Origin of the sequence: Streptomyces sp. SAI-170, assembly GCF_049739565.1 — a bacterium.
Lineage (GTDB): Bacteria > Actinomycetota > Actinomycetes > Streptomycetales > Streptomycetaceae > Streptomyces.
This window is the reverse complement of the sequence record NZ_JBMGQD010000001.1, coordinates 3,682,080-3,703,643: the sequence shown is the minus strand read 5'-3', so window position 1 is coordinate 3,703,643 and position 21,564 is coordinate 3,682,080. Positions and strand designations below refer to the sequence as shown.

Sequence of the window (21,564 nt, the reverse complement as noted above, 5' to 3'; positions counted from 1 at the left end):
CCATCTGTGCGGAACCGCGGCCCCGGCCCGCGTAGCGCCTGTTCTTACCTGCTGCTCACCCCGTCGGCCGGAGCGCCGCGAGCCGCTGCTCGAACGGCACGACCGCGAGGTCGTCCTTCGGTGCGGGCCGCCGGGCCCCGCCGAGCCCGCTCATCAGCGCGGCCAGTTCCCCGGCGGCCCGGTCGACGCGGTCCTGGAGGCCTTCGGCGCCCCAGTCCTCCGAGGCGGCGTACACCCCGGTCGGTACGACGACGGCGCGCAGGTAGGCGAAGAGCGGGCGCAGCGCGTGCTCCAGCACCAGGGAGTGCCGTGCGGTGCCGCCGGTCGCGGCGATCAGCACGGGCTTGCCGGTCAGGGCGTCCTTGTCGAGGACGTCGAAGAACGACTTGAACAGTCCGCTGTACGACGCCGAGAACACGGGCGTGACGACGATCAGTCCGTCCGCTCCGGCCACCGCGTCCAGCGCGGCGGCGAGGTGCCGGCCGGGGAAGCCGTTGGTGAAGTTCTGCGCGATCTCGACCGCCAGCTCGCGCAGCTCGACGTGCTGGATGTCGACCGGTGCGGCACGCCCCACCGCGGTGGCGAGGCGGTCGGCGAGCAGCCGGGTGGACGACGGGACGCTCAGCCCCGCGGAGACGACGACGAGCTTCATGCGAGGACCTCCTTCGAGGCGGTGGCGAGCAGGGACTGATGGGTGGGCGCGTCCGGCACATTGGCCGGACGTCCGGCGGCGAACTCCTTGCGCAGCACCGGCACGACCTCCTCGCCGAGCATGTCGATCTGTTCCAGCACGGTCTTCAGCGGCAGTCCGGCGTGGTCGACCAGGAACAGCTGGCGCTGGTAGTCGCCGGCGTAGCTGCGGAAGGCCAGCGTCTTCTCGATCACCTGCTCCGGTGTGCCGACGGTCAGCGGGGTCTGGTCGGTGAAGTCCTCCAGGGAGGGGCCGTGGCCGTAGACGGGTGCGTTGTCGAAGTAGGGGCGGAACTCGCGGATGGCGTCCTGCGAGGTCCGTCGCATGAACACCTGTCCGCCGAGGCCGACGATGGCCTGTTCGGGGGTGCCGTGGCCGTAGTGGGCGTAGCGCTCGCGGTAGAGCTCGACCATGCGCTTGGTGTGGTCGGCGGGCCAGAAGATGTTGTTGTGGAAGAAGCCGTCGCCGTAGTAGGCGGCCTGTTCGGCGATCTCGGGGGAGCGGATGGAGCCGTGCCAGACGAAGGGGGGTATGCCGTCGAGGGGGCGGGGTGTGGAGGTGAAGCCCTGCAGGGGGGTGCGGAACCTGCCCTCCCAGTCGACGACGTCCTCGCGCCACAGGCGGCGCAGCAGGGCGTAGTTCTCGATGGCCAGGTCGATGCCGTCGCGGATGTCCTTGCCGAACCAGGGGTAGACGGGGCCGGTGTTGCCGCGGCCCATCATCAGGTCGACGCGGCCGTCGGCCAGGTGCTGGAGCATCGCGTAGTCCTCGGCGATCTTCACCGGGTCGTTGGTGGTGATCAGCGTGGTGGACGTGGACAGGATGATCCGCTCGGTGCGGGCGGCGATCCAGCCGAGCATGGTCGTCGGCGACGACGGCACGAACGGCGGGTTGTGGTGCTCACCCATGGCGAACACGTCCAGTCCGGCCTCCTCCGCCTTCTGCGCGATGGCGACCATGGCCTTGATCCGCTCGCGCTCCGTCGGCGTCCGGCCGTTCGTCGGGTCCGGCGTGACATCGCCGACCGTGAAGATCCCGAACTGCATGGTCGCTCACCCTCCAGTTTGTTGACCGTTCAACCATACGCTTGAACGGGGCGGGGGCCCGGCGTATTCCAGGGGTGTGATCACCGAAAGGTGCAGTGCGGGGGTGGCTGAAGGCCTGAATCCCGCAACAAACCGTGACCACGCCCAGCCCGCGTCCGCCCGGGCCGGCCCCGAAAGCGGCTGGCCGGTGTCCTGAGGTCCGGGCCGGGTGCGCGCCCGGTTTTCGTTACCGTGCCGCCGAGGGGGTCGGTGGTGGATGCGCCAACAACCCCGCCGTCGCAGCGTCGCCGGCCCCCCCGCAAGGCCAGTTCAGGCACCCTGCGACCCGTCCCCACCGGGCCGGAACACCGCCCTGAGGTCCGGGCCGCGGCTGCCGACAGTCGTACCGCCAGGCTCGCCTACCTCAGGAAGTCGGATGAACACACGCGTCGATCTGCTCACCAAGGAGTACCCGCCGGAGATCTACGGCGGAGCCGGAGTCCACGCCGCAGAACTCGCCAAGGCGCTGCGGCGTCTGGTCGACCTGCGCGTGCACTGCTTCGGGGCTCCCCGCGACGAGGAGGGGGTGAGCGCCTATGCCGAGCCCCACCTCGCCGACGGGGCCAACACCGCGCTGCGCACCCTCGGGGCGAACGTGGCGATGGCGGCCGGCTGCGAGGGCACCGAGCTGGTGCACAGCCACACCTGGTACGCCAACGCGGCCGGGCATCTGGCGAAGACGCTGTACGGCGTCCCGCACGTGGTCACCACGCACAGCCTGGAGCCGCTGCGGCCGTGGAAGGCCGAGCAGCTGGGCGGCGGGTACGCCCTGTCGTCCATGGTGGAGCGGGGCGCGCTGGAGCACGCCGACGCCGTGATCGCGGTGTCCCGGGGCATGCGGGAGGACATCCTGCGGGTGTACCCCGAGGTCGACCCCGCGCGGGTGCACGTCGTGCACAACGGCATCGACACCGCCGTCCACGGGCCCGACCTCGCCACCGACGCCCTCGTCCGGCACGGGGTCGACCCCGACCGGCCCATCGTGCTGTTCGTCGGGCGCGTCACCCGGCAGAAGGGGCTGCCCCAACTGCTGCGCGCCGCCTTCGAGATCGATCCCGAGGCGCAGCTGGTGCTGTGCTGCGGGCAGCCCGACACCGCGGAGATCGCCGCCGAGACCGCCGCCCTCGCCGAGGAGCTGGGGCGCAGGCGGGGGCGGGTGGTGCGGATCGACGGGATGCTGGACCAGCGCTCGTTGCGGCAACTGCTCACGCATGCCTCCGTGTTCGTGTGTCCCTCGCTCTACGAGCCGATGGGGATCGTCAACCTGGAGGCCATGGCCTGCGGGACCGCTGTCGTGGCGACCGCCACCGGGGGGATTCCGGAGGTCGTCGTCGACGGGGAGACCGGGCTGCTCGTGCCGATCGAGCAGGAGCAGGACGGGACCGGTACGCCGCTCGACGAGAAACGTTTCGCCTCCGACTTCGCCGCCGCCGTCAACCGGCTCCTCGCCGAGCCCGGAACGGCCCGTTCCATGGGCGCCGCCGGACGGCTGCGCGCCGAGCGGGAGTTCGGCTGGGACGTGGCCGCCGAACGGGTGCACGAGGTGTACCGCAGCGCCCTTCGAGGGTGAGGCGGCGCGACCTCATGGAGTCCGTTCGAAGGCGTTGACCGGGGCACCCGCACGGCCGTTACGTTCGCGGACATGTCGGAAGCGCAGTCCCCGTCGACGACGCACGGCGAGACGAGGGTCACCACCCTGGAGCTGTTCTTCGACCTCGCCTTCGTCTTCAACTTCACCCAGCTGGCCCGGCTCCTGAGCCGGGACATGACCCCGCGCGGCCTGGTGCAGGTCCTGCTGGTGTTCTGGCTGCTGTGGTGGATGTACGGCGGCTACGCCTGGCTCACCAACCATCTGCCCCCGCACCGCAAGAGCCACCGGCTGCTGCTTCTGCTCGGCATGGCGTCCTTCCTGGTGCTCGGACTGGCCACGCCCAACGCCTTCGGCGGGGACGGCGTGGCCTTCGGCATCGGATACCTGCTGACCGTCGGCGTGCACGCGGCGCTGTTCGCGTACGGCGGTCCCGACGCGGCCCGCAACATGCTGCGGATCGCGCCCTTCCACACGCTGTCCGCGCTGCTGATCATCGCGGCCGGCTTCCTGGACGGGCCGGTCGTCTACGCGCTGTGGGCCACGGCCGTGCTGCTGGAGGTCGTCGCGCCGGTGGTGACCGGCGTCTCCGGCTTCGCACTGCGGCCGGGGCACTTCGTGGAACGCCACGGCCTGCTGATGATCATCGCGCTCGGCGACTCGTTCCTGGCGCTCGGCATCGGCATGGACGGCGGTCAGGCCGGGCTCTCGCACGTGACGACGGCCGTACTGATCTTCGTCATCCCGGCCTGTCTGTGGTGGGTGTACTTCGACGAGTCCGAGAAGGCACGCCGGGCGGAGCTGGCGCTGGAGAAGGAGGACGCCCACCAGCGTTCCCGGCTCGCCCTCAGCGCCTTCTTCTACGCCCATGTGCCGATGCTGCTCGGGCTGATCCTGATCGCCTCCGCGGTGAAGAAGACCATCGTGCATCCCTTCGACCCGCTCGAGCTCGCGCCCTCGATCGCGCTGGCCGGCGGTGTCTCGCTCTATCTCGCCGGCATCGCCTGGTTCCACGGCATCCTCAAGATCGGGCCGCAGCGCTTCCATCTCGCGGCCTCCGTCATCGGCCTCGGCGCCATCGCCGTCGGCCGCTACGGCAGCGCGGTCTCCGAGGTCGTCGCGCTCGGACTGCTCATCGTGGCCGCCCTGGTCAGTGAGCACCGCTGGTCCCGGCAGATCGACCGGCTCGCACCCCATCTGCGTACGGCCCCCGAAACGGCCGACCGCCCGCACCACCCCCCTGCCCCGCCCACCCGCGTCACCGCGACACCGGAGGTGAACCGTTCATGAGTTCCGTGGCCGACCGCCTGGACGTCATCGACACCTGTACCCGTATGGCCTGGCACACCGACTCCCGCGACTGGGAGAAGCTCGGTGAGACCTTCGCCGACGAGATCCGGCTGGACTACACGAGCCTGAACGGCGGTGAGCCCTTCACCATCGCCCGCAAGGACCTCGTCGCCGCCTGGTCGGGCCTGCTGGGCGCGTTCACCGCCACCCAGCACATCCTGAGCAACTTCCTCGCCGAGGTCTCCGGTGACACCGCGGTCGTCACCGCCATGTTCCAGGCCACCCACCGTATGCCCAGCGACCACGGCGGCCCGCTGTGGACGCTGGCCGGGAAGTACCGCTTCGGGCTGACCCGCACGCCGTCGGGCTGGCAGATCGACGACGTCGTGATGACCGTCCTGTGGGCCGACGGAAACCAGCAGCTGTTCACCGACGCGGCCAAGATCGCGTCCGGCGAGAGCTGAAAGCCGGTCGGCGGGAGCCGAAAGTCAGGAAGTCAACCTTCCCTTTCTTGCCGCAGGTCGAGCGGCCCGCGAATGATTTTCCGGTGAATGCCTGCGCGACCATTCGGCACTCTCTCCACCTTGTCGAGGAGACCCCATGAGCAACCTCACCGAAGAGACCAGGAAAGTCGCCCGGACGTGGTTCGAGGCGCTTACCTCCGGTGATTTCGAGACCGCGCTCAACACACTGGACGAGAACGTCGAGTGGATCAACTACACGATCGTTCCCGGCTACAACGACGACATGAAGTGGATCGGCACGGTCCACGGCCGTGAGGCCGTCCTCGGCACCCTGCAGATCTTCACCGGTGCCGTCGACGTGAAATCCGAGCGGCTGATCAACCTCGTCGCCGACGGGGACCAGGCTTTCGGTGTCATCGACGAGGTCTCCGTCGTCAAGGAGACGGGCGTCGAATTCCACATCGAATTCATCCAGTCCCTCACGGTCCGCGACGGAAAGATCGTGCGCTGGAAGTCCTACACCGACCCCTCCGAGATCATCCGCGCCCTGCGCGGGGACAAGCCCGATGAGGTGGCCGCCTGATGAGCGCCGAACTGATCAAGGCCGTCCGCGGCCGCCAGACCCCCGTCGTCGAGCGCCTGCTCGCCTCGGGCGCCAACCCCGACACCCGCGAGAACTCCTCCGGGCTGACCGCGCTGATGATCGCGTCCGGCCAGGCCGACCCCGCCACCGTGCGGGTCCTGATCGGCGCCGGCGCCGACGTCCTCACCACCGACCCCCGGGCCGGCGCCACCGCGCTGCACAAGGCCTGCCAGGGCGGCAGCCTCGACGTGGTGCGCCAGCTCGTCGAGGCCGGCGCGTTCGTCGACGCCATCGCCACGACCACCGGCCACACCGCGCTGATGGACGCCCTCTGGTACAAGTTCCCGGACATCGCCGAGTACCTGCTCGCCCAGGGCACCTCGCTGAACATCTACACCCACTACGGCTTCTCGCTGGAGCAGCACTTCCAGTACGAGCTGAACGTGAACACCTTCGGCAAGGACAAGCTGCTCCAGGCCGAGCAGCACCTCAAGGCCCGGCGCGGCGCCGACGAGGCCGCGATCGCCCGCCAGGAGCTGATGGCCGCCACCGCCGAGGGCGACACCGACCGGGTGCGCAAGCTCCTCGACGACGGCGCCGAGGTCGACGAGCGCTACCCCAACGTGGGCGGCTTCAACGACAGCCACACCCCCCTGCTGGTCGCCTCCCGCGACGGCCACACCGAGATCGTGCGGTTGCTGCTCGCCGCGGGCGCCGACGTCAACGCCGTCGAGCCGACCTTCGGTGCGGTCCCGCTGCACAAGGCCGTCTACAACGGCCACGCGGACATCACCGCCGACCTGGTCCGCCAGGACGGCATCGACCTCAACTGGGTCGGCGCCACCAACGGCTACACGCCCCTGCACGACAGCCTGTGGCACGGCTACGAGGACTGCTCCCGCATCCTCGTCGAGGCGGGCGCCGACCTGACCCACGTCGCCCACGACGGCAAGACGCCGCTCGACCTGGCCGTGGAGGTCTTCGGCGAGGGCCACGCCCTGACCGAGCTGATCCGCGCCCGCTCGGCCGGCTGAGCCGCACCGAACGCCGCCCCCAACCCCCTTTCGTACGACGGGAGTCGTCCATGCTCTTCTACGTCCAGATGAAGTGGATCCACGAGGGCCGCATGACCCTCGACGAGCTCTGGGAGCTCGAGCAGGAAGAGGCCGAGCACGCGCAGGAGACCCTCGACTCCGGGTTCTGCGTGGGCATCTGGAAGGTCGCCGCGCAGAAGCGCGTCATAGCCATCATCGACTCGCCCGACGCCGAGGAGCTGGACCGCACCGCGCTCGGCCGGCTGCCCATGCGCGACTACCTGGAGTTCGAGAAGGTCTGGCCGCTGCGCGACTACCTGGGCTTCGCCGAGGACGTCAAGAAGCGCTACAAGGTCTGAGCCGAGAGGACTGACGCACGTGAGCCGGTCAAGGACCCGCACCGCACTCGTCACCGGCGGCAACCGGGGCATCGGCCTGGAGATCTGCCGGCAACTGCTGCAGGCCGGGCACGACGTCGTCCTGGCCGCACGCGACGAGGCGCGCGGCCGGTCGGCGGCCCGCGGCCTCAAGAGCGCCGACGGCCGGCTCCGGGTGGAACAGCTCGACGTCACCAGCCGGGCGAGCGTCACGGACTGCGCGACCCGGCTGGTCGCCGACGGCGTCGAGATCGACATCCTCGTCAACAACGCCGGCGTCTACCCGACGGACTCGTTCTTCTCACTGACCGAGGACACCTTCCGTGAAGCCCTCGACGTCAACCTGATGGGCGCCTTCCACACCAGCCAGGTGTTCGTACCGGCGATGACCCGGCGCGGCTGGGGCCGCGTGGTCAACGTGTCCTCCGGGCTCGGCGCCATGACCGACAACGTGCCCTCCCCGGCCGCGTACGGCATCTCCAAGGCGGCGCTGAACGCGCTGACGCTGGTGGTGTCCGCGGCGGCCGGGCACGGGGTGAAGGTCAACGCCGTGTGTCCCGGCTGGGTGCGCACCGACATGGGCGGCGCATGGGCGCCCACCAGTGTGGAGAAAGGCGCCGACACGGCCGTCTGGCTCGCCCGGCTGCCGGACGACGGACCCACCGGCGGGTTCTTCCGCCACCGCAGGAGGATCGCATGGTGACTCTGGCCGCACGCCGCCCGAGCAGGCGGCGGATCGTCGCGTACGCCCTGTCGGCGGTGCTGGTGCTGGGCGTGGCCCTCGCCTTCACCAGCGACTATGTGCGGGCCGCCGCCAAGGAGGCGGTACGCGACACCCCCGAGGAGCACGACGCCGAGGCGCTGGCCTCGCTGCACCCCGCGGTGCGCGGATACGTCAGCGCGGTCGACGACAAGGATGTCGAGGCACTGGTCGGCACCTTCGCCCCCGACGCGGTCGTCACCGACACCGGACGCGAGTTCCGTGGGCACGAGGAGATCCGTGCCTGGGCGAGCGACGAGGTGATCGGCGGCCGGTTGACCGTGCTGAGGAACACCCCGGAGAGCGACGGCACCTCCAGCGTGCTGCTGCGCTTCGACCCGGAGGGCCCGCTCGTGGGCTTCCGGGCCACCTACCTGTTCGACGTGGACGACGACCGGATCGCCCGGGTGTCCATGGCGTACGCCTGAGCCCGAAGAAAGAAGGACTGCCGTGCGACATCGCATATACGTCCCCCTGGCCCTGGCCGCCACCGTCCTGCTGACGGCCTGCTCCGACGGCGAGGACGACACCGCCGCCGACGGGCCCACCACCAGTGTCTCGGCGCCCCAGGACTCCGGTGCCGGCGCGACGAACGAACCGAGCGACACGAAGGAAACGGACGACGTGGCGAGCAGCGAGAACCCCGGCGGGATCGACCCGGCGGCCCAGAAGTACGTCGACGCGGTCGCCGCGGAGGACCTGGACGCGCTCGTGGCCGCCTTCCACCCCGACGCCGAACTCACCGACGTCGGCCGCGAGTTCACGGGCCACGACGAGATCCGCGACTGGGCGGACAACGAGGTCATCGGCGGCAAGCTCACGGTGCTGAAGAACACGCCCAAGTCCGACGGCACCACGCTCCTCGTCCGCTTCGCCCCCGGCGGCGACGGCGGCTTCGAGGCCAACTACGAGTTCACCTCCCGCGACGGCCTCATCACGAAGCTCGACCTGCAGTACGCCTGACCCGCCCGACAGGAGAGGTCCACCATGAGTACCCCCACCACGACGGCATCCGGCAGCCCTAACCGGCTCGCGCTGGCCTCGCTCGGTCTGGGTGCCTTCGTCATCGGCACCGCCGAACTGGTCATCGTCGGCGTCCTGGAACTGATCGCGGACGACCTCGGTGTCTCCGTGAGCACCGCGGGCCTGCTGGTCACCGCGTACGCCCTAGGCGTCTCCCTCGGCGGCCCGGTGGTGACCGCCGCGACCATCCGCATGTCGCGCCGATCCCTGCTGTGGCTGGCCATGGCTGTGTTCATCGCGGGCAACCTGGTGGCCGTGTTCGCTGGGGTGTTCGGGCTCCTGGTGGCCGCGCGGGTGCTGTGCGGCGCGATCCACGGCCTGTTCCTGGGCGCCGCCACGGCGGTCGGCACCGGCCTGGTCGCGCCGGAGCACCGCGGACAGGCCGTCGGCCTGGTCTTCGGCGGTATCTCCGTCTCCACGGTCGTCGGTGTGCCGCTGGGCACCCTGCTGGGCCAGAACCTCGGCTGGGAGGCCACGTTCGCCGGTGTCGCCGTGCTCGGTGTGCTGGCGCTGGCCGCGATGATGGCGTTCGTGCCGTCGGTCGTGCACGGCTCCGGCTCGGGCGGTCTCGCGGCCCAGGCCCGGCACGCCTTCCACCCGCGGGTGCTGGCGATGCTCGCCTCCGGTGTGCTGCTGATGGGCGCGCAGTTCATCGCGTTCACCTATCTCGCGCCGTTCCTGGAGGACGTCACCGGGGTGAGCAGCGGGGCGGTGTCCGCGTTCCTGCTGATCTTCGGTGTGTTCAGCGCGATCGGCACGATCGCCGGCGGCCGCTTCGCCGACATCAACGCCTCGGCGACGCTGTTCATCGGCAACGTCGTGCTGATCGTGGCGCTGGCCGGGCTGTATCTGTTCCGGGGCAACCCGGTGCTGGTCGCCATCGCGCTGGCCGGCTGGGGCATCGTCGGCTTCGGTGTCACACCGGCGTACCAGCTGCGGGTCATCTCGCTGGCCGGTGAGGGCGGTGACCTCGCGGCGACGCTGGGTGCCTCCGCGACCAACGTCGGTGTCGCGCTGGGAGCGGCCGTGGGCGGCTGGGCCCTGGACACCTTCGAGGTGCGCAACGTGCCGCTCACCGCTCTGATCGTCGCCGTGATCGCCCTGCCGGCCGTGTTCGGCACCAGGTTCCTCAAGGTGCCCGGCACCCCCAGCGAGGTCGCCGCCTCCGGAGCCGCCCAGAAGGCGCCGGTCACCGCCACCGGCTGACGCGTCCCGCCTAGAACGCCCCCCACAAGTTCCGTACCAACCATTCTCAGGAGAGTGAAACCCCGTGACCGAAACCGGGCGGACCGTACGTGACGCCACGCTGGACGTGCTGAAGCAGTTAGGGCTGACCACGGTCTTCAGCAACCCCAGCCACAGCGAGATGAAGCTGTTCGAGAACTGGCTGGAGGGGGACTTCAAGTTCGTCCTGGGCCTGGAGGAGAAGGCCGTCGTCGGCATGGCCGACGGGTATGCGCAGGCCACCGGCGAGCCCGCGCTGGTCATCATCAACGGCGGGCCGGGTCTGGCCAACGCCATGGGCAGCGTCTACACCGCGGCCTCCGCGAAGACGCCGATGGTGATCCTCGGCGGCCAGCAGGCCCGCAAGATGCTCCTCGGCGAGCCGTTCCTGATCGCCAAGGACTCCACCCAGCTGCCCAAGCCGTACATCAAGTGGGCGGCCGAGCCCGCGCGGCCGCAGGACGTGCCGGCGACCATCGCGCAGGCCTACCAGATTGCCAAGCAGACCCCGCAGGGCCCGGTGTTCGTGGCCGTGCCCGAGGACGACTGGGTACGCCCGGCCGACCCGGAGCCGCTGCGCATCGCCAAGGTCGAGTCGGCGGTCGTGCCGGACCCGGCGGCGCTGGAGCAGATCGCCGCCGCGCTCAACGGGGCCGAGCGGCCCGGTCTGATCGCGGGCGGCCCGGTGGACGCGCAGGGTGCCCGCGGGGACCTGATCGCGCTCGCCGAGAAGCTGAACGCACGCGTGTGGGGTGCGCCGGTGTGGGCGCGCGGTGCCTTCCCGGAGAACCACCCGCTGTTCGCGGGTGTGCTGCCGCCCATCCCCGAGCTGATCAACGAGCGGCTGTCCGCGCAGCACGACGTGGTCGTCGTCCTCGGCGGGCCGGCGTTCACGCTGTTCACCGCGTGGGACCTGTTCTCCACCGCCCCGGCCGACCTCGACAAGTCGCCGCGGCCGACGCTGACCGCGGACGTGGACTTCCTGCACGTCACCGACGACCCGCAGGCCGCCGCCGCGACCCTCGCCGGACGCAGCTTCGTCGCCCCGCCGGGTGCCGTCGTCAAGGGCCTGGTGCCGCTGGTCGAGCAGCGTGAGCGGGTCGAGCTGGCGCCGGTGCGCGAGCCGGTCGCCGTGCCGGAGCCGTCGACGCCGCTGACGCAGGCGTACCTGTTCCACGTGCTGTCCAAGGAACTGCCCGACAACGCGGTGCTGTTCGAGGAACTGCCGATCGCCCGCGCCGACTTCCACGAGCAGATCCCGCTCGGCGAGGACAACGGCTACTTCGCCACGGCCTCCGGTGCGCTCGGCTTCCCCTTCGCGGGTGCCGTCGGCTACGCGCTGGCCCGCCCCGACCGGCGTGCCGTCGTCGTGGTCGGCGAGGGCTCCGCGCAGTACACGATCCACGCCCTGTGGACGGCGGCCCGGCACAACCTGCCGGTCACCTTCGTCATCCCGGACAACTCCGGCTACCTGTCCCTGAAGTACTACCTCCAGGACCAGAAGTCGTGGGAGGCGGGCTACGACCTCAGCGACGTCGACATGGCGCTGATCGCCCGCGGCTTCGGTGTGCGCGGCGAGACCGTCGACTCGCCCGACGGCCTGCAGGAGGCGCTGCGCGACGCGCTGACCGCCGACGGCCCGGTGCTGATCGACGTCAAGACCGAGGACCCGGGCCTGTTCCGGCTCTGAGCGAACCGACCAACACACCTCTGTAGTTGGGAGAGATCATGACCACCACAGCGCAGCCGGGCTCCGCCCCGGCCGCCAACCACCCGGAGGGTGCCGTCGTGCACTGTCCGGCGGGCACGGGCGTGAAGACCGTGTGGTTCGGCGACGCGATCTACAGCTTCAAGGCGATCTCGGAGAACACCGGCGGCAACCTGACGCTGGCCGAGGCCACCGTCCCGCCGGGCGGCGGCCCGCCCCCGCACATCCACCCCCGCGCCGACGAGGCGTTCTACATCCTCAGCGGCCAGATCGAGTTCCTCAACGGCGAGAAGACCTTCGTCGCCGGCACCGGGGACTTCGTGTTCGTGCCGCGCGGCACCCGGCACCGCTTCCGCAACGTCGGTCTGCAGACGGCGCACATGCTGTTCATGTTCACCCCGGCCTACCTGGAGAAGTTCTTCATGGAGATAGGCCAGGAGGCGCGGGCCGGTGAGGCTCCGGCGCCGCTGACGCCCGAACAGAAGCAGATGATCGTGGACCTCGCGCCGCGCCACGATCTGACGCTGGCCCCGTAACACCGAGCGGGGTCGGTGACCGCACGGCGGCGCACCAGCGAAAAAGAACGACCAAGGAAAGAGGCTGGAAAAGCGTGGAGAGAGCGACAACCATGCGCGCCGCCGTCATCGACCGTCTCGGTCCCGCCGCCGACACCCTGCGCCTGACCGACCTGCCCGTGCCGCGGCCCGGCCCGGGTGAGGTCCTGGTGCGGGTGGCGGCGGCCGGGATCAACGCCATCGACTGGGCCACCCGTGTCGGGCGGGGCGTCGGCATCGACGCCTTCCCGGCCGTGCTCGGCTGGGACATCGCCGGCACCGTGGCCGCCACCGGCCCCGGCGCAGGCCGGTTCGCCGTCGGCGACGCCGTCTACGGCATGCCCCGCTTCCCGGCCCTCGCCGGGGCGTACGCCGAGTACGCGGTGGCCCCCGAGGACGAGCTCGCCGCCGTCCCCGAGGGACTGTCGATGGTGGAGGCGGCCGCGGTGCCGATGCCCGGCATCACCGCCTGGCAGACCGTGTTCCGGCACGGCGGCCTCACCGCGGGGCAGCGCGTGCTGGTCGCCGGGGCCGCCGGCGGCGTCGGCCACCTGGTGGTGCAGCTCGCCGCGGACGCGGGCGCCGAGGTCATCGGCACGGCCTCGGCCCGCAACCGTGACTTCGTGCTCTCCCTGGGCGCGAAGGACGTCGTCGCGCACGACATGGTCCGCGAGGTGAAGAACGTGGACCTGGCGGTCGACCCGATGGGCGGCGCCGAGTACTTCCGCATGCTCGACGTCGTACGCCCCGGCGGCATCGTTGTCACCCTCAAGGGTGAAGGTCCGCAGCATCGGCAGGCCGCCGACGAGCACGGGGTGCGCGCCGGATTCACCTACGTCCACCCCGACGCGCCCGTCCTGGACCGGCTCGCCCCGCTGCTGGCCGAGGGGCGGTTGCGCCCTCATGTGGAGCGGGTGTTCGCGCTCGGCGAGGTGGCCGAGGCGCACGCGCTCGGCGAGCAGGGGCATGTGCGCGGCCGGCTCGTCCTGGATCTGTCCTGACCCTCCCGGGGAACGGATGACCACCCCATGGCACTGAAGGAGGAGGCGGAATGATCCTGGTGACGGGAGCGACCGGACACGTCGGCGGTGAACTGGTCGCCGAACTCGCCCGTACGGGCCGCCCGGTACGGGCCCTGGCCCGCCGCGCACCGGCGGCGGGCACCCTGCCCGAGGGCGCCGAGGCGGCCGTCGGCGACCTGAACGACCCGGCGTCCCTCAGGCCCGCCCTGGAGGGCGTCGAGGGCGTCTTCCTGCTGCCCGGCTACGCGGACATGCCGGGCGTGCTCGCCGAGCTGGGCACGGCCGGCGTCAAGCATGTGGTCCTGCTGTCCAGCATCGCCGCACCCGACGGCGACCTGGACAACGCCATCTCCCGCTTCATGATCCGCTCCGAGGAGGCGGTCCGGGCCGCGGATGTGCCCTGGACGATCCTGAGGCCGAGCGGCTTCATGTCCAACACCTTCCAGTGGCAGGGGCAGTTGGCGGCGGGCGACGAGGTGCGGGACGCCTTCGGCGGGGTGCGGGTCGCGATGGTCGACCCGTACGACATCGCGGCCGTGGCCGCGCGGGTGCTGCTCGACGCCGACCACTTCGGCGCGGCGCACGCCCTCAGCGGGCCCGAGGCCCTGCTGCCCGCGGACCGGGTGCGCATCCTCGGCGAGGTCCTCGGCCGGCCGCTCACCTTCGTCGGGCTGACCGACGAGGAGGCGCGGGCCGGGATGGAGGGCTCGATGCCGCAGGAGTACGTCGACGCGTTCTTCCGCTACTACGCCGAGGGCACGCTCGACGACTCGATCGTGCGGCCGGGTGTGCGCGAGGTGCTGGGGCGTGAGCCGCGCACCTTCGCGCAGTGGGCCCGGGCGCACGCGCAGAACTTCCAGAGCCAGAGTTGAACTTCGAGAAGGGGTACGTGGCATGACCACTGTCGAGACCGTCCGTTTCAAGCTGATACCCGGTACGGACCCGGAGGCCTTCGGCAAGCTCGACGAGAAGGTCGAGAACGAGTACATGGCCAAGCGGCCCGGGTTCGTCTCCCGTGAGGTGACGCTCAGCGAGGACGGCGAGTACCTCGTCATCGTGCACTGGGCCTCGCCGGAGGAGGCCGACGCGACGATGGGCGGCTTCTTCGCCGCGCCGGAGACGCAGGAGTTCCTCGCCGCCATCGACAAGTCGACCGTTTCCTCCGGGCGTTACGCAAAGGTCGAGCGCTGAGCATGTGAGTGGCTGGGGCGTGGGGTCTGTGCGGGCCGTATGTGGTTGCTCGCGCAGTTCCCCGCGCCCCTTCCTTGCATTGAGGGAGTGACGAAGGTGGACCTCTCCGGTCGTTTTCTGCTCGCCCTTGCCTGCTTGTTGCTGGTTACTCGTGCCGCCGGCCTTCTCGCCCGGCGCATCAAACAGCCCGCCGTGCTCGCCGAATTGACCGCCGGAATACTGCTCGGGCCCTCCCTCTTCGGACTCGCCGTCCCCGACGCGCACGCCCTGCTCTACGGCGATGACGTGCTGCCGCTGCTCGACGGGCTCGGGCAGCTCGGGCTGGTGCTGCTGGCGCTGCGGATCGGGCGGCTGCTGGCGCGGGGCGAAGGGGGCGGCTCGGGGGAGCGGGGGACCGTTCTCGCGGTCGGGGCGGCCGGGTTCGTGCTGCCCTTCGCCGCGGGGGTGCCGCTCGCGCTGACGCTGTGCGCCCCGTACGCCGGAGAGCACGCCACCCCGGTCGCGCTCGCCCTGTTCCTGGGCGGGGCTCTCGGGGTGACGGCCGTGCCGGTGCTGGCACGGCTGCTGCAGGACGAGGGGCTGACCGACAGCAGGGCCGGCCGGATCTCGTTGGCCGCTGCTGCCGCCGGGGACGCGGCCGTGTGGGTCGTCCTGACCGCGGCGCTGTTCGCGGCGGGCCGGCTGGGCCCGGGCCGGATCGCGCTGGTGGCCGCGGGGCTGCTGCTGTGCGCGGCCCTGCTGCGGTGGCGCGGTGCCGAGGCCCCCAGCGCCCCTGCGGACGCCGGTGTGCTGGTCGCGGGGTGTGCGCTGGCCGCTGCGGCCTCCTCGGCCGCCGGGCTGCACCAGCTGCTCGGGGCCGTGGTGTTCGGCTTCGTGTGGGGCAGGCGCCGGCCGGTGGAGGACCTGGCCGCCGGGCGGCTGGACACGGTGGTGGACCAGGTCCTGCTGCCCTGCTTCTTCCTGGGCTTCGGGCAGCGGGTCGACCTGGGCGGGGTCTCCTGGGACGCCGACTTCGCGCTCCTGCTGGCCGTCCTGCTGTCCGTCGCCGTGGTGGTGAAGGCCGTGGGCTGTGCGGGCGCGGGGGTGGTGCGCGGACTGCCGTCCGCGCAGTGGCTGCGCCTGGGGGTGCTGATGAACGCCCGTGGCCTCACCGAGATCGTGGTGCTGTCGGCCGGGTTCGACGCCGGTCTGATCGACCGGGGTCTGCTGGTCGCGCTGACGGTGGTGGCGTTGGCGACGACCGCGATGGCAGGGCCGGGGCTACGGCTGGTGGACCGGCTGCGGCCGCTGCCCGCCGAGGATCAGATGCCGCTGCTGATCCGGCCGACGGTGAAGGGCAGCGTCGTCGGGTCGAGCCCGAACTGAGAGCGCACGACGTGGATCGAGCCGTCCTTGCGCACGATGGTGGTGGGCTTCATCAGGCTGGCGTCGGTGGCCTCGCTCTCCACCAGGGCTGAGGTGCCCTCGGAGTTCAGCAGCAGCCGGCTGATCTTGTTGGTGCCGAACTGGGCGACCCACATCTTGTTCTTCTCGATCATCAGACCGTCGGCGGAGAGCAGGCTCCCACCCACGAACTGGACCTTCGTGGCCTTGCCGGTGGCGATGTTGAGGTTGAACAGGTCGCCGGTCATCATGTCGACGGTGATCAGCCAGTTGCTGTACTGGCCCGCCTCGATGCCGTTGAGGGTGATGGCCCCCTCCTCGTGGGGCGCGACCAGGCTGTTGAGGTCGAAGGCGACCGTCAGGGTGCGGTCGGCACCGGACGAGATCGCCTCGGTGAGCTGGGTCGGCGTGACCTTGTAGACCTTCTGCCGGTTGGAGTCGGTTATGTACGCCGTGCCGTCCTGGGTGATCTCCAGGTCGTTGAGGACGGACTGGCCCGGGGTCGGGGTGACGAAGCGGGCGAGCCGGGCCTTGGTGGCCGCGTCGTAGAGGGTGACGTAGTTCTTGTCACAGACCCAGATGCGGCCGTTCTTGTCGGCCTCGATGCCCATCGCCTCCGTGCGGCCGTCGGTGCCGCCGGGCAGCCAGACCTGGGCCTGGGTCTGGCCGGCCGGGGCCTTGTAGACGGCGCCGGTCGCGAAGGACGTGATGTAGGTGTCGCCGTTGCGGTAGTCGACGGACATGCCCTCCGGGTAGGCGTCGGTGCCGGGCAGGCTGATGGCGTCCTGGACGTAGAGCGGACCGTCGACCTTCTTCGGGGTCTCGACGGTCTCCGGCTCCAGGGCCGTCGACGGGGCGGCCGCGGCGGCGACGAGGCCGGACAGGGCCAGGGCGAGGGCCGCGAGGCTGCGGTGCGCGCGGGTGAGTCGCATGAAGGTTCCTCCTTGCACGGATCTGCACGGAAAGTGCATGTGCGTCTGGCCGAAAGGGGCCGGTCAGTTCCGGCCGGGTCGGCGAGAGGAACGTATGGCTGGAACGCCTCCCTCCGTCGGGAGGGAAAAGCGGCCCTGTACACGCAGTTCGTCCTGGTGGGGTGGGTGAACTGGGAGAACCTGTGAAGGGCGCATGGCCGGGATGCGTCGGGTGAACAGGCCGACTTTCGTATGTAGTGGACCCGATTCCGGTTAGTCCACCGGTTTTTGCCGTGCGAAGGGACGCCCGGGGGTGCCGGAGACCGGGTCGGGGGCACTGCGGAAGAGGTTCTCAGGACAGTAAAAAGAAGCCCTAGGAACAGCAAAAAGCGGCCCCGGGACACCGCCGTGTCCCGGGGCCGCCGTCGTGGGGCCCGTCGGTCAGAGGGGCCGCAGCCAGACCGCTCCCAGGGGCGGCAGGGTGATGACGGCGCTGGCCGGGAAGCCCTGGTGGGGGGTCTCCTCGGCGTGCACGGTGCCCGGGTTGAGCACACCGCTGCCGCCGTAGGCCGGGGCGTCGGTGTTGAGGGCCTCGGTCCACTCGCCGGCCCGGGGGAGCGCGATGCGGAAGCCGGGACGGGGGGTGGGCTGGAAGTTGTAGACGCAGACGAGGAGTTCGCCGTCGTCGCCGTGGCGGGCGAAGGAGTAGACGTTGTCCTGCGCCGCGTCGGCGTCGATCCAGGAGAAGCCCTCGGGGCTGGTGTCATGGCGCCACAGCGCGGGCTGGGCGAGGTAACCGCCGTTGAGGTCGCGCACCAGGTCGCGCACCCCGGCGTGCGGGGCGTGCTGGAGCAGCGACCAGTCCGGGCCGCGGTCGTGCGACCACTCGGTGTCCTGCGCGAACTCCTGCCCCATGAACAGCAGTTGCTTGCCCGGGAAGGCCCACATGAAGGCGAGGAACGCGCGCAGGTTGGCCAGCTGCTGCCAGCGGTCGCCCGGCATCTTCGTCAGCAGCGAACCCTTGCCGTGCACGACCTCGTCGTGGGAGATCGGCAGCACGAAGTTCTCCGAGTACGCGTAGACCATCGCGAAGGTCATGGCGTGATGGTGGTACTGCCGGTACACCGGGTCCTTGGCCATGTAGTCCAGCGAGTCGTGCATCCAGCCCATGTTCCACTTCAGGCAGAAGCCGAGCCCGCCGTGGTCGGTCATCCGGGTCACGCCCTCCCAGGACGTGGACTCCTCGGCGATGGTCAGGGCGCCCGGATTCCGGCGCGGCACGGTCGCGTTGACCTCCTGGAGGAACTCCACCGCCTCCAGGTGCTCGCGCCCGCCGTAGACGTTGGGCAGCCACTGCCCCTCGCCGCGCGAGTAGTCGAGATAGAGCATCGAGGCGACCGCGTCGACCCGCAGCCCGTCGACATGGAACTCCTCGATCCAGTACAGGGCGTTGGCCACCAGGAAGTTGCGCACCTCGCCTCGGCCGTAGTCGAAGACGAGCGTGCCCCAGTCGGGGTGCTCGCCGCGCCGCGGGTCGGGATGCTCGTACAGCGGGGTGCCGTCGAAGCGGGCCAGGGCCCACTCGTCGCGCGGGAAGTGCGCCGGCACCCAGTCGACGATCACCCCGATGCCGGCCTGGTGCAGCGCGTCGACCAGGAACCGGAAGTCGTCCGGGCCGCCCAGCTTGGCGGACGGCGCGTAGTAGGAGGTGACCTGGTAGCCCCAGGAGCCGCCGAAGGGGTGCTCGGCGACCGGCAGGAACTCCACATGGGTGAACCCCAGCGCCTTGACGTACGCCGGGAGTTCACGGGCCAGGTCACGGAAGGTGAGGCCGGGCCGCCAGGAGCCCAGGTGCATCTCGTACACGCTCATCGGCTCGCGGTGCGCGGAGAAGGAGGCGCGGCGGGCCATCCAGGTGCTGTCGCCCCAGCGGTGGCGGGAGGTGTGCACGATCGACGCGGTGCCGGGGGCCGGCTCGGCGCGGGTGGCGAGCGGGTCGGCCTTCTGGATCCAGCGGCCGTCGGGGGTGAGGATCTCGTACTTGTAGTGGCAGCCGTCGCCGACGTCCGGCACGAACAGCTCCCAGACGCCGCTGATGCCGAGCGAGCGCATCGGATGGGCCCGGCCGTCCCAGTAGTTGAAGTCGCCGACCACCCGCACCGCGCGCGCGTTGGGCGCCCACACCGCGAACGCGGTGCCGGTGACCGGTCCCCAACCCGACTCGTGGGTGCGGACGTTGGCGCCGAGCACCCGCCACAGCTCCTCGTGCCGGCCCTCGCGGATCAGATGCAGGTCGAGGTCGCCGAGCGTGGGCAGGAAGCGGTAGGGGTCGTCGTAGCGGTGCACTTCGTTGCCGCCGCCGTAGACGGCGGTGATCCGGTAGTCGGGGATGGCCGAACCGGGCAGCCGGCCGGCGAACACCCCGTCGGACTCGTGCTCCAGCTCCAGCAGCAGACCCCCGCCGGGGTCGGTGATGCGGACGGCGTCGGCGAGCGGCCGCAGTACCCGCACCGTCACCCCGTCCGGGCCCGGATGGGGCCCGAGCAGGGCGTGCGGGTCGCTGATCTCGCCGGTGACGAGCCGCTTGATGTCGGTGGCGGGCAGGGCCGGTGAGTGCGATGCGGTGGTCACGTCTGCGGGTTCCCGTCCGTGAATATGTGGGCCACTTGGCGGTGCGGGTCCAGGCGTACGTAGTTGTCGCGGCCCCACGTGTACGTCTGACCGGACAGCTCGTCGTACACCTCGAAGCTGTCGGAGCGGTCCAGGCCGAGCGCGGGCAGGTCGAGGAAGACGGTCGCCTCGCGCGCGGTGTGCGGGTCGAGGGTGAGCACGACCAGCACCCAGTCGGTGTCGTCCCGCTTGGAGAAGCAGATCACCGCGTCGTTGTCGGTGCGGTGGAAGCGCAGATTGCGCAGCTGGTGCAGGGCCGGGTGGCAGCGCCGCAGCTCGTTCAGGGTGCGCACCAGCGGGGCGAGCGAGTCGCCGGACGCCTCGCGGCCCTCCCAGTCGCGCGGCCGGTACTGGTACTTCTCCGAGTCCAGGTACTCCTCGCTGCCGGGCCCGGCCGGCACGTTCTCGAACAGCTCGTAGCCCGCGTACATGCCCCAGCTGGCCCCCGCCATCGCCGCGAGCACCGCCCGCACGGCGAACGCGGGACGGCCGCCGTACTGCAGGTAGGCGTGCAGGATGTCGGGGGTGTTCACGAACAGGTTGGGCCGCAGGAAGGCCGCCGACTCCTCGCCGCCGAGACCGGCCAGCTCCGAGAGGTAGGACTCCACCTCGTCCTTGGAGTTGCGCCAGGTGAAATACGTGTACGACTGGTGGAAGCCGACCCGGGCCAGGGTGTGCAGCATCGCCGGGCGGGTGAACGCCTCGGCGAGGAACAGCACATCGGGGTCGGTGTCGTGGACGGCCGCGATCAGCCGCTCCCAGAAGGCGACCGGCTTGGTGTGCGGGTTGTCCACGCGGAAGATCCGCACCCCGTGGGCCATCCAGTGGCGCAGGACGCGCAGGCACTCCTCGTGCAGGCCGTCGGGGTCGGTGTCGAAGTCGATCGGGTAGATGTCCTGGTACTTCTTCGGCGGGTTCTCCGCGTACGCGATCGTGCCGTCGGGGCGGTGCCGGAACCACTCCGGGTGCTCGGTGACCCACGGGTGGTCGGGGGAGCACTGGAGCGCGAAGTCCAGGGCGACCTCCAGGCCCAGCTCGGTGGCCCGGGCCACGAAGTGGTCGAAGTCCTCGAGCGTGCCGAGGTCGGGGTGGATCGCGTCGTGGCCGCCGGCCGGCGAGCCGATCGCCCAGGGCGAGCCCGGGTCGTGGGGACCCGCCACGAGCGTGTTGCCGGCGCCCTTGCGGTACGTCGTGCCGATCGGGTGCACCGGCGGCAGGTACACCACGTCGAAGCCCATGCCGGCCACCGACTCCAGGCGCTTGGCCGCGGTGCGCAGGGTGCCCGAGCGCGGCGGCTGGAGCAGCCCGTCGGCCTGCGGGGCACCGGCCACGACGGCGCCCTCGGAGCGCGGGAACAGCTCGTACCAGGCGCCGTACAGGGCGCGTTCGCGGTCCACCCGCAGCGGCAGCTCCTCGGAGCGGGTGACCAGCTCGCGCAGCGGGCGCGCGCACAGCAGCGCGAGCACGACCGGGTCGGACGCGGCGGCGAGCCGTTCCTCCGGCGCCTTGTCGGTGTCGCGCAGCCGGCGCACGGCGGCGATCAGCGGGGCGCCCTCACGCTTGGCGAACGCGTCGGCGGCCCGCTCCAGGAGCTGCGCCCCTTCTTCCAGTACGAGGGGTACGTCGATGCCCGCCGGGACCTTGATGTCGGCGGTGTGCCGCCAGGTGGCGACCGGGTCCGACCATGCCTCCACGCGGAAGGACCAGTCGCCCTCGCGGTCGGCGCTCACGGAGGCGGCGTACCGGTCGGTGCCGGGTGCGAGCAGCCGCATCGGCGTCCACTCGCCCTCGGTGCCGTCGGGCGCGGTGAGCACCACGTTCGCGGCGACGGCGTCGTGCCCCTCCCGGAACACGGTCGCCGACACCTCGAACACCTCACCCGGCACGGCGCGTGCGGGCCGCCGTCCCCCGTCCACCGAGGGCCGGACGTCCAGCACGGGAATACGCCCCACACTGGGCGCGAACCGCCGTGCGGCGCGCTTCTCCTGCATCATGTGCCTCCTCGC

Annotated in this window: 21 protein-coding genes; 16 read left to right on the top strand and 5 right to left on the bottom strand. The window is 71.0% G+C overall.

The window, feature by feature from the left end; translation table 11 throughout:
• Nucleotides 1–55 precede the first annotated feature (55 nt).
• Together RKD23_RS16490 and RKD23_RS16485 are read right to left on the bottom strand one after the other, a co-directional pair.
• The gene (locus RKD23_RS16490) at nucleotides 56–652 is read right to left on the bottom strand and encodes an FMN reductase (RefSeq protein ID WP_424854345.1); all 597 of its coding nucleotides are present in this window, start codon (nucleotides 650–652) and stop codon (nucleotides 56–58) included.
• Nucleotides 649–1,737, bottom strand: coding sequence for an LLM class flavin-dependent oxidoreductase (locus RKD23_RS16485; RefSeq protein WP_424854344.1), 1,089 nt, complete (start codon nucleotides 1,735–1,737; stop codon nucleotides 649–651). The genes RKD23_RS16490 and RKD23_RS16485 overlap by 4 nt, the downstream gene beginning before the upstream one ends.
• A gap of 415 nt (nucleotides 1,738–2,152) precedes the next feature.
• Between RKD23_RS16485 and glgA the strand changes: the two genes are divergently transcribed.
• From glgA to RKD23_RS16405, 16 genes are all read left to right on the top strand, one after another.
• On the top strand, nucleotides 2,153–3,346 hold the full coding sequence (gene glgA / locus RKD23_RS16480; RefSeq protein WP_424854343.1) for a glycogen synthase: 1,194 nt from the start codon (nucleotides 2,153–2,155) through the stop codon (nucleotides 3,344–3,346).
• 72 nt (nucleotides 3,347–3,418) lie between these two features.
• On the top strand, nucleotides 3,419–4,654 hold the full coding sequence (locus RKD23_RS16475) for a low temperature requirement protein A (protein WP_424854342.1): 1,236 nt from the start codon (nucleotides 3,419–3,421) through the stop codon (nucleotides 4,652–4,654).
• On the top strand, nucleotides 4,651–5,118 hold the full coding sequence (locus tag RKD23_RS16470) for a nuclear transport factor 2 family protein (RefSeq protein WP_424854341.1): 468 nt from the start codon (nucleotides 4,651–4,653) through the stop codon (nucleotides 5,116–5,118). The genes RKD23_RS16475 and RKD23_RS16470 overlap by 4 nt, the downstream gene beginning before the upstream one ends.
• Before the next feature lie 136 nt (nucleotides 5,119–5,254).
• Entirely contained in the window at nucleotides 5,255–5,701 is a 447-nt protein-coding gene (locus RKD23_RS16465; protein WP_404044091.1) for a nuclear transport factor 2 family protein, read from the top strand.
• Nucleotides 5,701–6,735: an ankyrin repeat domain-containing protein gene (locus RKD23_RS16460; protein WP_404044089.1), complete on the top strand. Its 1,035-nt coding sequence runs from the start codon at nucleotides 5,701–5,703 to the stop codon at nucleotides 6,733–6,735. The genes RKD23_RS16465 and RKD23_RS16460 overlap by 1 nt, the downstream gene beginning before the upstream one ends.
• A gap of 50 nt (nucleotides 6,736–6,785) precedes the next feature.
• Entirely contained in the window at nucleotides 6,786–7,094 is a 309-nt protein-coding gene (locus RKD23_RS16455; RefSeq protein WP_404044087.1) for a muconolactone Delta-isomerase family protein, read from the top strand.
• Between the two features lie 19 nt (nucleotides 7,095–7,113).
• Nucleotides 7,114–7,815: an SDR family NAD(P)-dependent oxidoreductase gene (locus RKD23_RS16450; protein WP_424854340.1), complete on the top strand. Its 702-nt coding sequence runs from the start codon at nucleotides 7,114–7,116 to the stop codon at nucleotides 7,813–7,815.
• Nucleotides 7,809–8,300 carry a nuclear transport factor 2 family protein gene (locus tag RKD23_RS16445; RefSeq protein ID WP_424854339.1) on the top strand — a complete coding sequence of 164 codons (492 nt, stop codon included), beginning with the start codon at nucleotides 7,809–7,811 and terminating at the stop codon, nucleotides 8,298–8,300. Before RKD23_RS16450 ends, RKD23_RS16445 begins: the two co-directional genes overlap by 7 nt.
• Before the next feature lie 22 nt (nucleotides 8,301–8,322).
• Nucleotides 8,323–8,835 (top strand): nuclear transport factor 2 family protein, encoded by a 513-nt coding sequence (locus tag RKD23_RS16440; protein ID WP_424854338.1) that lies wholly within the window; start codon nucleotides 8,323–8,325, stop codon nucleotides 8,833–8,835.
• 24 nt (nucleotides 8,836–8,859) lie between these two features.
• On the top strand, nucleotides 8,860–10,101 hold the full coding sequence (locus RKD23_RS16435) for an MFS transporter (protein ID WP_424854337.1): 1,242 nt from the start codon (nucleotides 8,860–8,862) through the stop codon (nucleotides 10,099–10,101).
• Nucleotides 10,102–10,165: 64 nt separating this feature from the next.
• Complete coding sequence (gene mdlC, locus RKD23_RS16430) at nucleotides 10,166–11,809, top strand: benzoylformate decarboxylase (RefSeq protein ID WP_424854336.1); 1,644 nt, start codon at nucleotides 10,166–10,168, stop codon at nucleotides 11,807–11,809.
• A gap of 38 nt (nucleotides 11,810–11,847) precedes the next feature.
• Entirely contained in the window at nucleotides 11,848–12,363 is a 516-nt protein-coding gene (locus RKD23_RS16425; protein WP_424854335.1) for a cupin domain-containing protein, read from the top strand.
• Between the two features lie 74 nt (nucleotides 12,364–12,437).
• The gene (locus RKD23_RS16420; RefSeq protein ID WP_424854334.1) at nucleotides 12,438–13,382 is read left to right on the top strand and encodes an NADP-dependent oxidoreductase; all 945 of its coding nucleotides are present in this window, start codon (nucleotides 12,438–12,440) and stop codon (nucleotides 13,380–13,382) included.
• 50 nt (nucleotides 13,383–13,432) lie between these two features.
• Nucleotides 13,433–14,275: an NAD(P)H-binding protein gene (locus tag RKD23_RS16415; RefSeq protein WP_424854333.1), complete on the top strand. Its 843-nt coding sequence runs from the start codon at nucleotides 13,433–13,435 to the stop codon at nucleotides 14,273–14,275.
• 22 nt (nucleotides 14,276–14,297) lie between these two features.
• Nucleotides 14,298–14,594 carry an antibiotic biosynthesis monooxygenase family protein gene (locus RKD23_RS16410; protein ID WP_404044070.1) on the top strand — a complete coding sequence of 99 codons (297 nt, stop codon included), beginning with the start codon at nucleotides 14,298–14,300 and terminating at the stop codon, nucleotides 14,592–14,594.
• A gap of 87 nt (nucleotides 14,595–14,681) precedes the next feature.
• A complete protein-coding gene (locus RKD23_RS16405; RefSeq protein ID WP_424854332.1) occupies nucleotides 14,682–15,959 on the top strand; it encodes a cation:proton antiporter in 1,278 nt (425 codons plus the stop codon).
• On the opposite strand, the gene RKD23_RS16400 is transcribed toward RKD23_RS16405, so the two are convergent.
• The 3 genes from RKD23_RS16400 to RKD23_RS16390 form a co-directional block, all read right to left on the bottom strand.
• Nucleotides 15,896–16,909: an SMP-30/gluconolactonase/LRE family protein gene (locus tag RKD23_RS16400; protein WP_424854331.1), complete on the bottom strand. Its 1,014-nt coding sequence runs from the start codon at nucleotides 16,907–16,909 to the stop codon at nucleotides 15,896–15,898. The genes RKD23_RS16405 and RKD23_RS16400 overlap by 64 nt on opposite strands.
• Nucleotides 16,910–17,329: 420 nt before the next feature.
• The gene (gene glgB, locus RKD23_RS16395) at nucleotides 17,330–19,519 is read right to left on the bottom strand and encodes a 1,4-alpha-glucan branching protein GlgB (protein WP_424854330.1); all 2,190 of its coding nucleotides are present in this window, start codon (nucleotides 19,517–19,519) and stop codon (nucleotides 17,330–17,332) included.
• The gene (locus tag RKD23_RS16390; protein WP_424854329.1) at nucleotides 19,516–21,552 is read right to left on the bottom strand and encodes an alpha-1,4-glucan--maltose-1-phosphate maltosyltransferase; all 2,037 of its coding nucleotides are present in this window, start codon (nucleotides 21,550–21,552) and stop codon (nucleotides 19,516–19,518) included. The genes glgB and RKD23_RS16390 overlap by 4 nt, the downstream gene beginning before the upstream one ends.
• Nucleotides 21,553–21,564 lie beyond the last annotated feature (12 nt).

Excerpts from the sequence above, each read along its gene's own strand:
- RKD23_RS16490 (WP_424854345.1), bottom strand. The coding sequence starts at position 652 with ATGAAGCTCGTCGTCGTCTCCGCGGGGCTGAGCGTCCCGTCGTCCACC.
- RKD23_RS16485 (WP_424854344.1), bottom strand. The coding sequence starts at position 1,737 with ATGCAGTTCGGGATCTTCACGGTCGGCGATGTCACGCCGGACCCGACG.
- glgA (WP_424854343.1), top strand. The coding sequence starts at position 2,153 with ATGAACACACGCGTCGATCTGCTCACCAAGGAGTACCCGCCGGAGATC.
- RKD23_RS16475 (WP_424854342.1), top strand. The coding sequence starts at position 3,419 with ATGTCGGAAGCGCAGTCCCCGTCGACGACGCACGGCGAGACGAGGGTC.
- RKD23_RS16470 (WP_424854341.1), top strand. The coding sequence starts at position 4,651 with ATGAGTTCCGTGGCCGACCGCCTGGACGTCATCGACACCTGTACCCGT.
- RKD23_RS16465 (WP_404044091.1), top strand. The coding sequence starts at position 5,255 with ATGAGCAACCTCACCGAAGAGACCAGGAAAGTCGCCCGGACGTGGTTC.
- RKD23_RS16460 (WP_404044089.1), top strand. The coding sequence starts at position 5,701 with ATGAGCGCCGAACTGATCAAGGCCGTCCGCGGCCGCCAGACCCCCGTC.
- RKD23_RS16455 (WP_404044087.1), top strand. The coding sequence starts at position 6,786 with ATGCTCTTCTACGTCCAGATGAAGTGGATCCACGAGGGCCGCATGACC.
- RKD23_RS16445 (WP_424854339.1), top strand. The coding sequence starts at position 7,809 with ATGGTGACTCTGGCCGCACGCCGCCCGAGCAGGCGGCGGATCGTCGCG.
- RKD23_RS16435 (WP_424854337.1), top strand. The coding sequence starts at position 8,860 with ATGAGTACCCCCACCACGACGGCATCCGGCAGCCCTAACCGGCTCGCG.
- RKD23_RS16425 (WP_424854335.1), top strand. The coding sequence starts at position 11,848 with ATGACCACCACAGCGCAGCCGGGCTCCGCCCCGGCCGCCAACCACCCG.
- RKD23_RS16415 (WP_424854333.1), top strand. The coding sequence starts at position 13,433 with ATGATCCTGGTGACGGGAGCGACCGGACACGTCGGCGGTGAACTGGTC.
- RKD23_RS16410 (WP_404044070.1), top strand. The coding sequence starts at position 14,298 with ATGACCACTGTCGAGACCGTCCGTTTCAAGCTGATACCCGGTACGGAC.
- RKD23_RS16400 (WP_424854331.1), bottom strand. The coding sequence starts at position 16,909 with ATGCGACTCACCCGCGCGCACCGCAGCCTCGCGGCCCTCGCCCTGGCC.
- RKD23_RS16390 (WP_424854329.1), bottom strand. The coding sequence starts at position 21,552 with ATGATGCAGGAGAAGCGCGCCGCACGGCGGTTCGCGCCCAGTGTGGGG.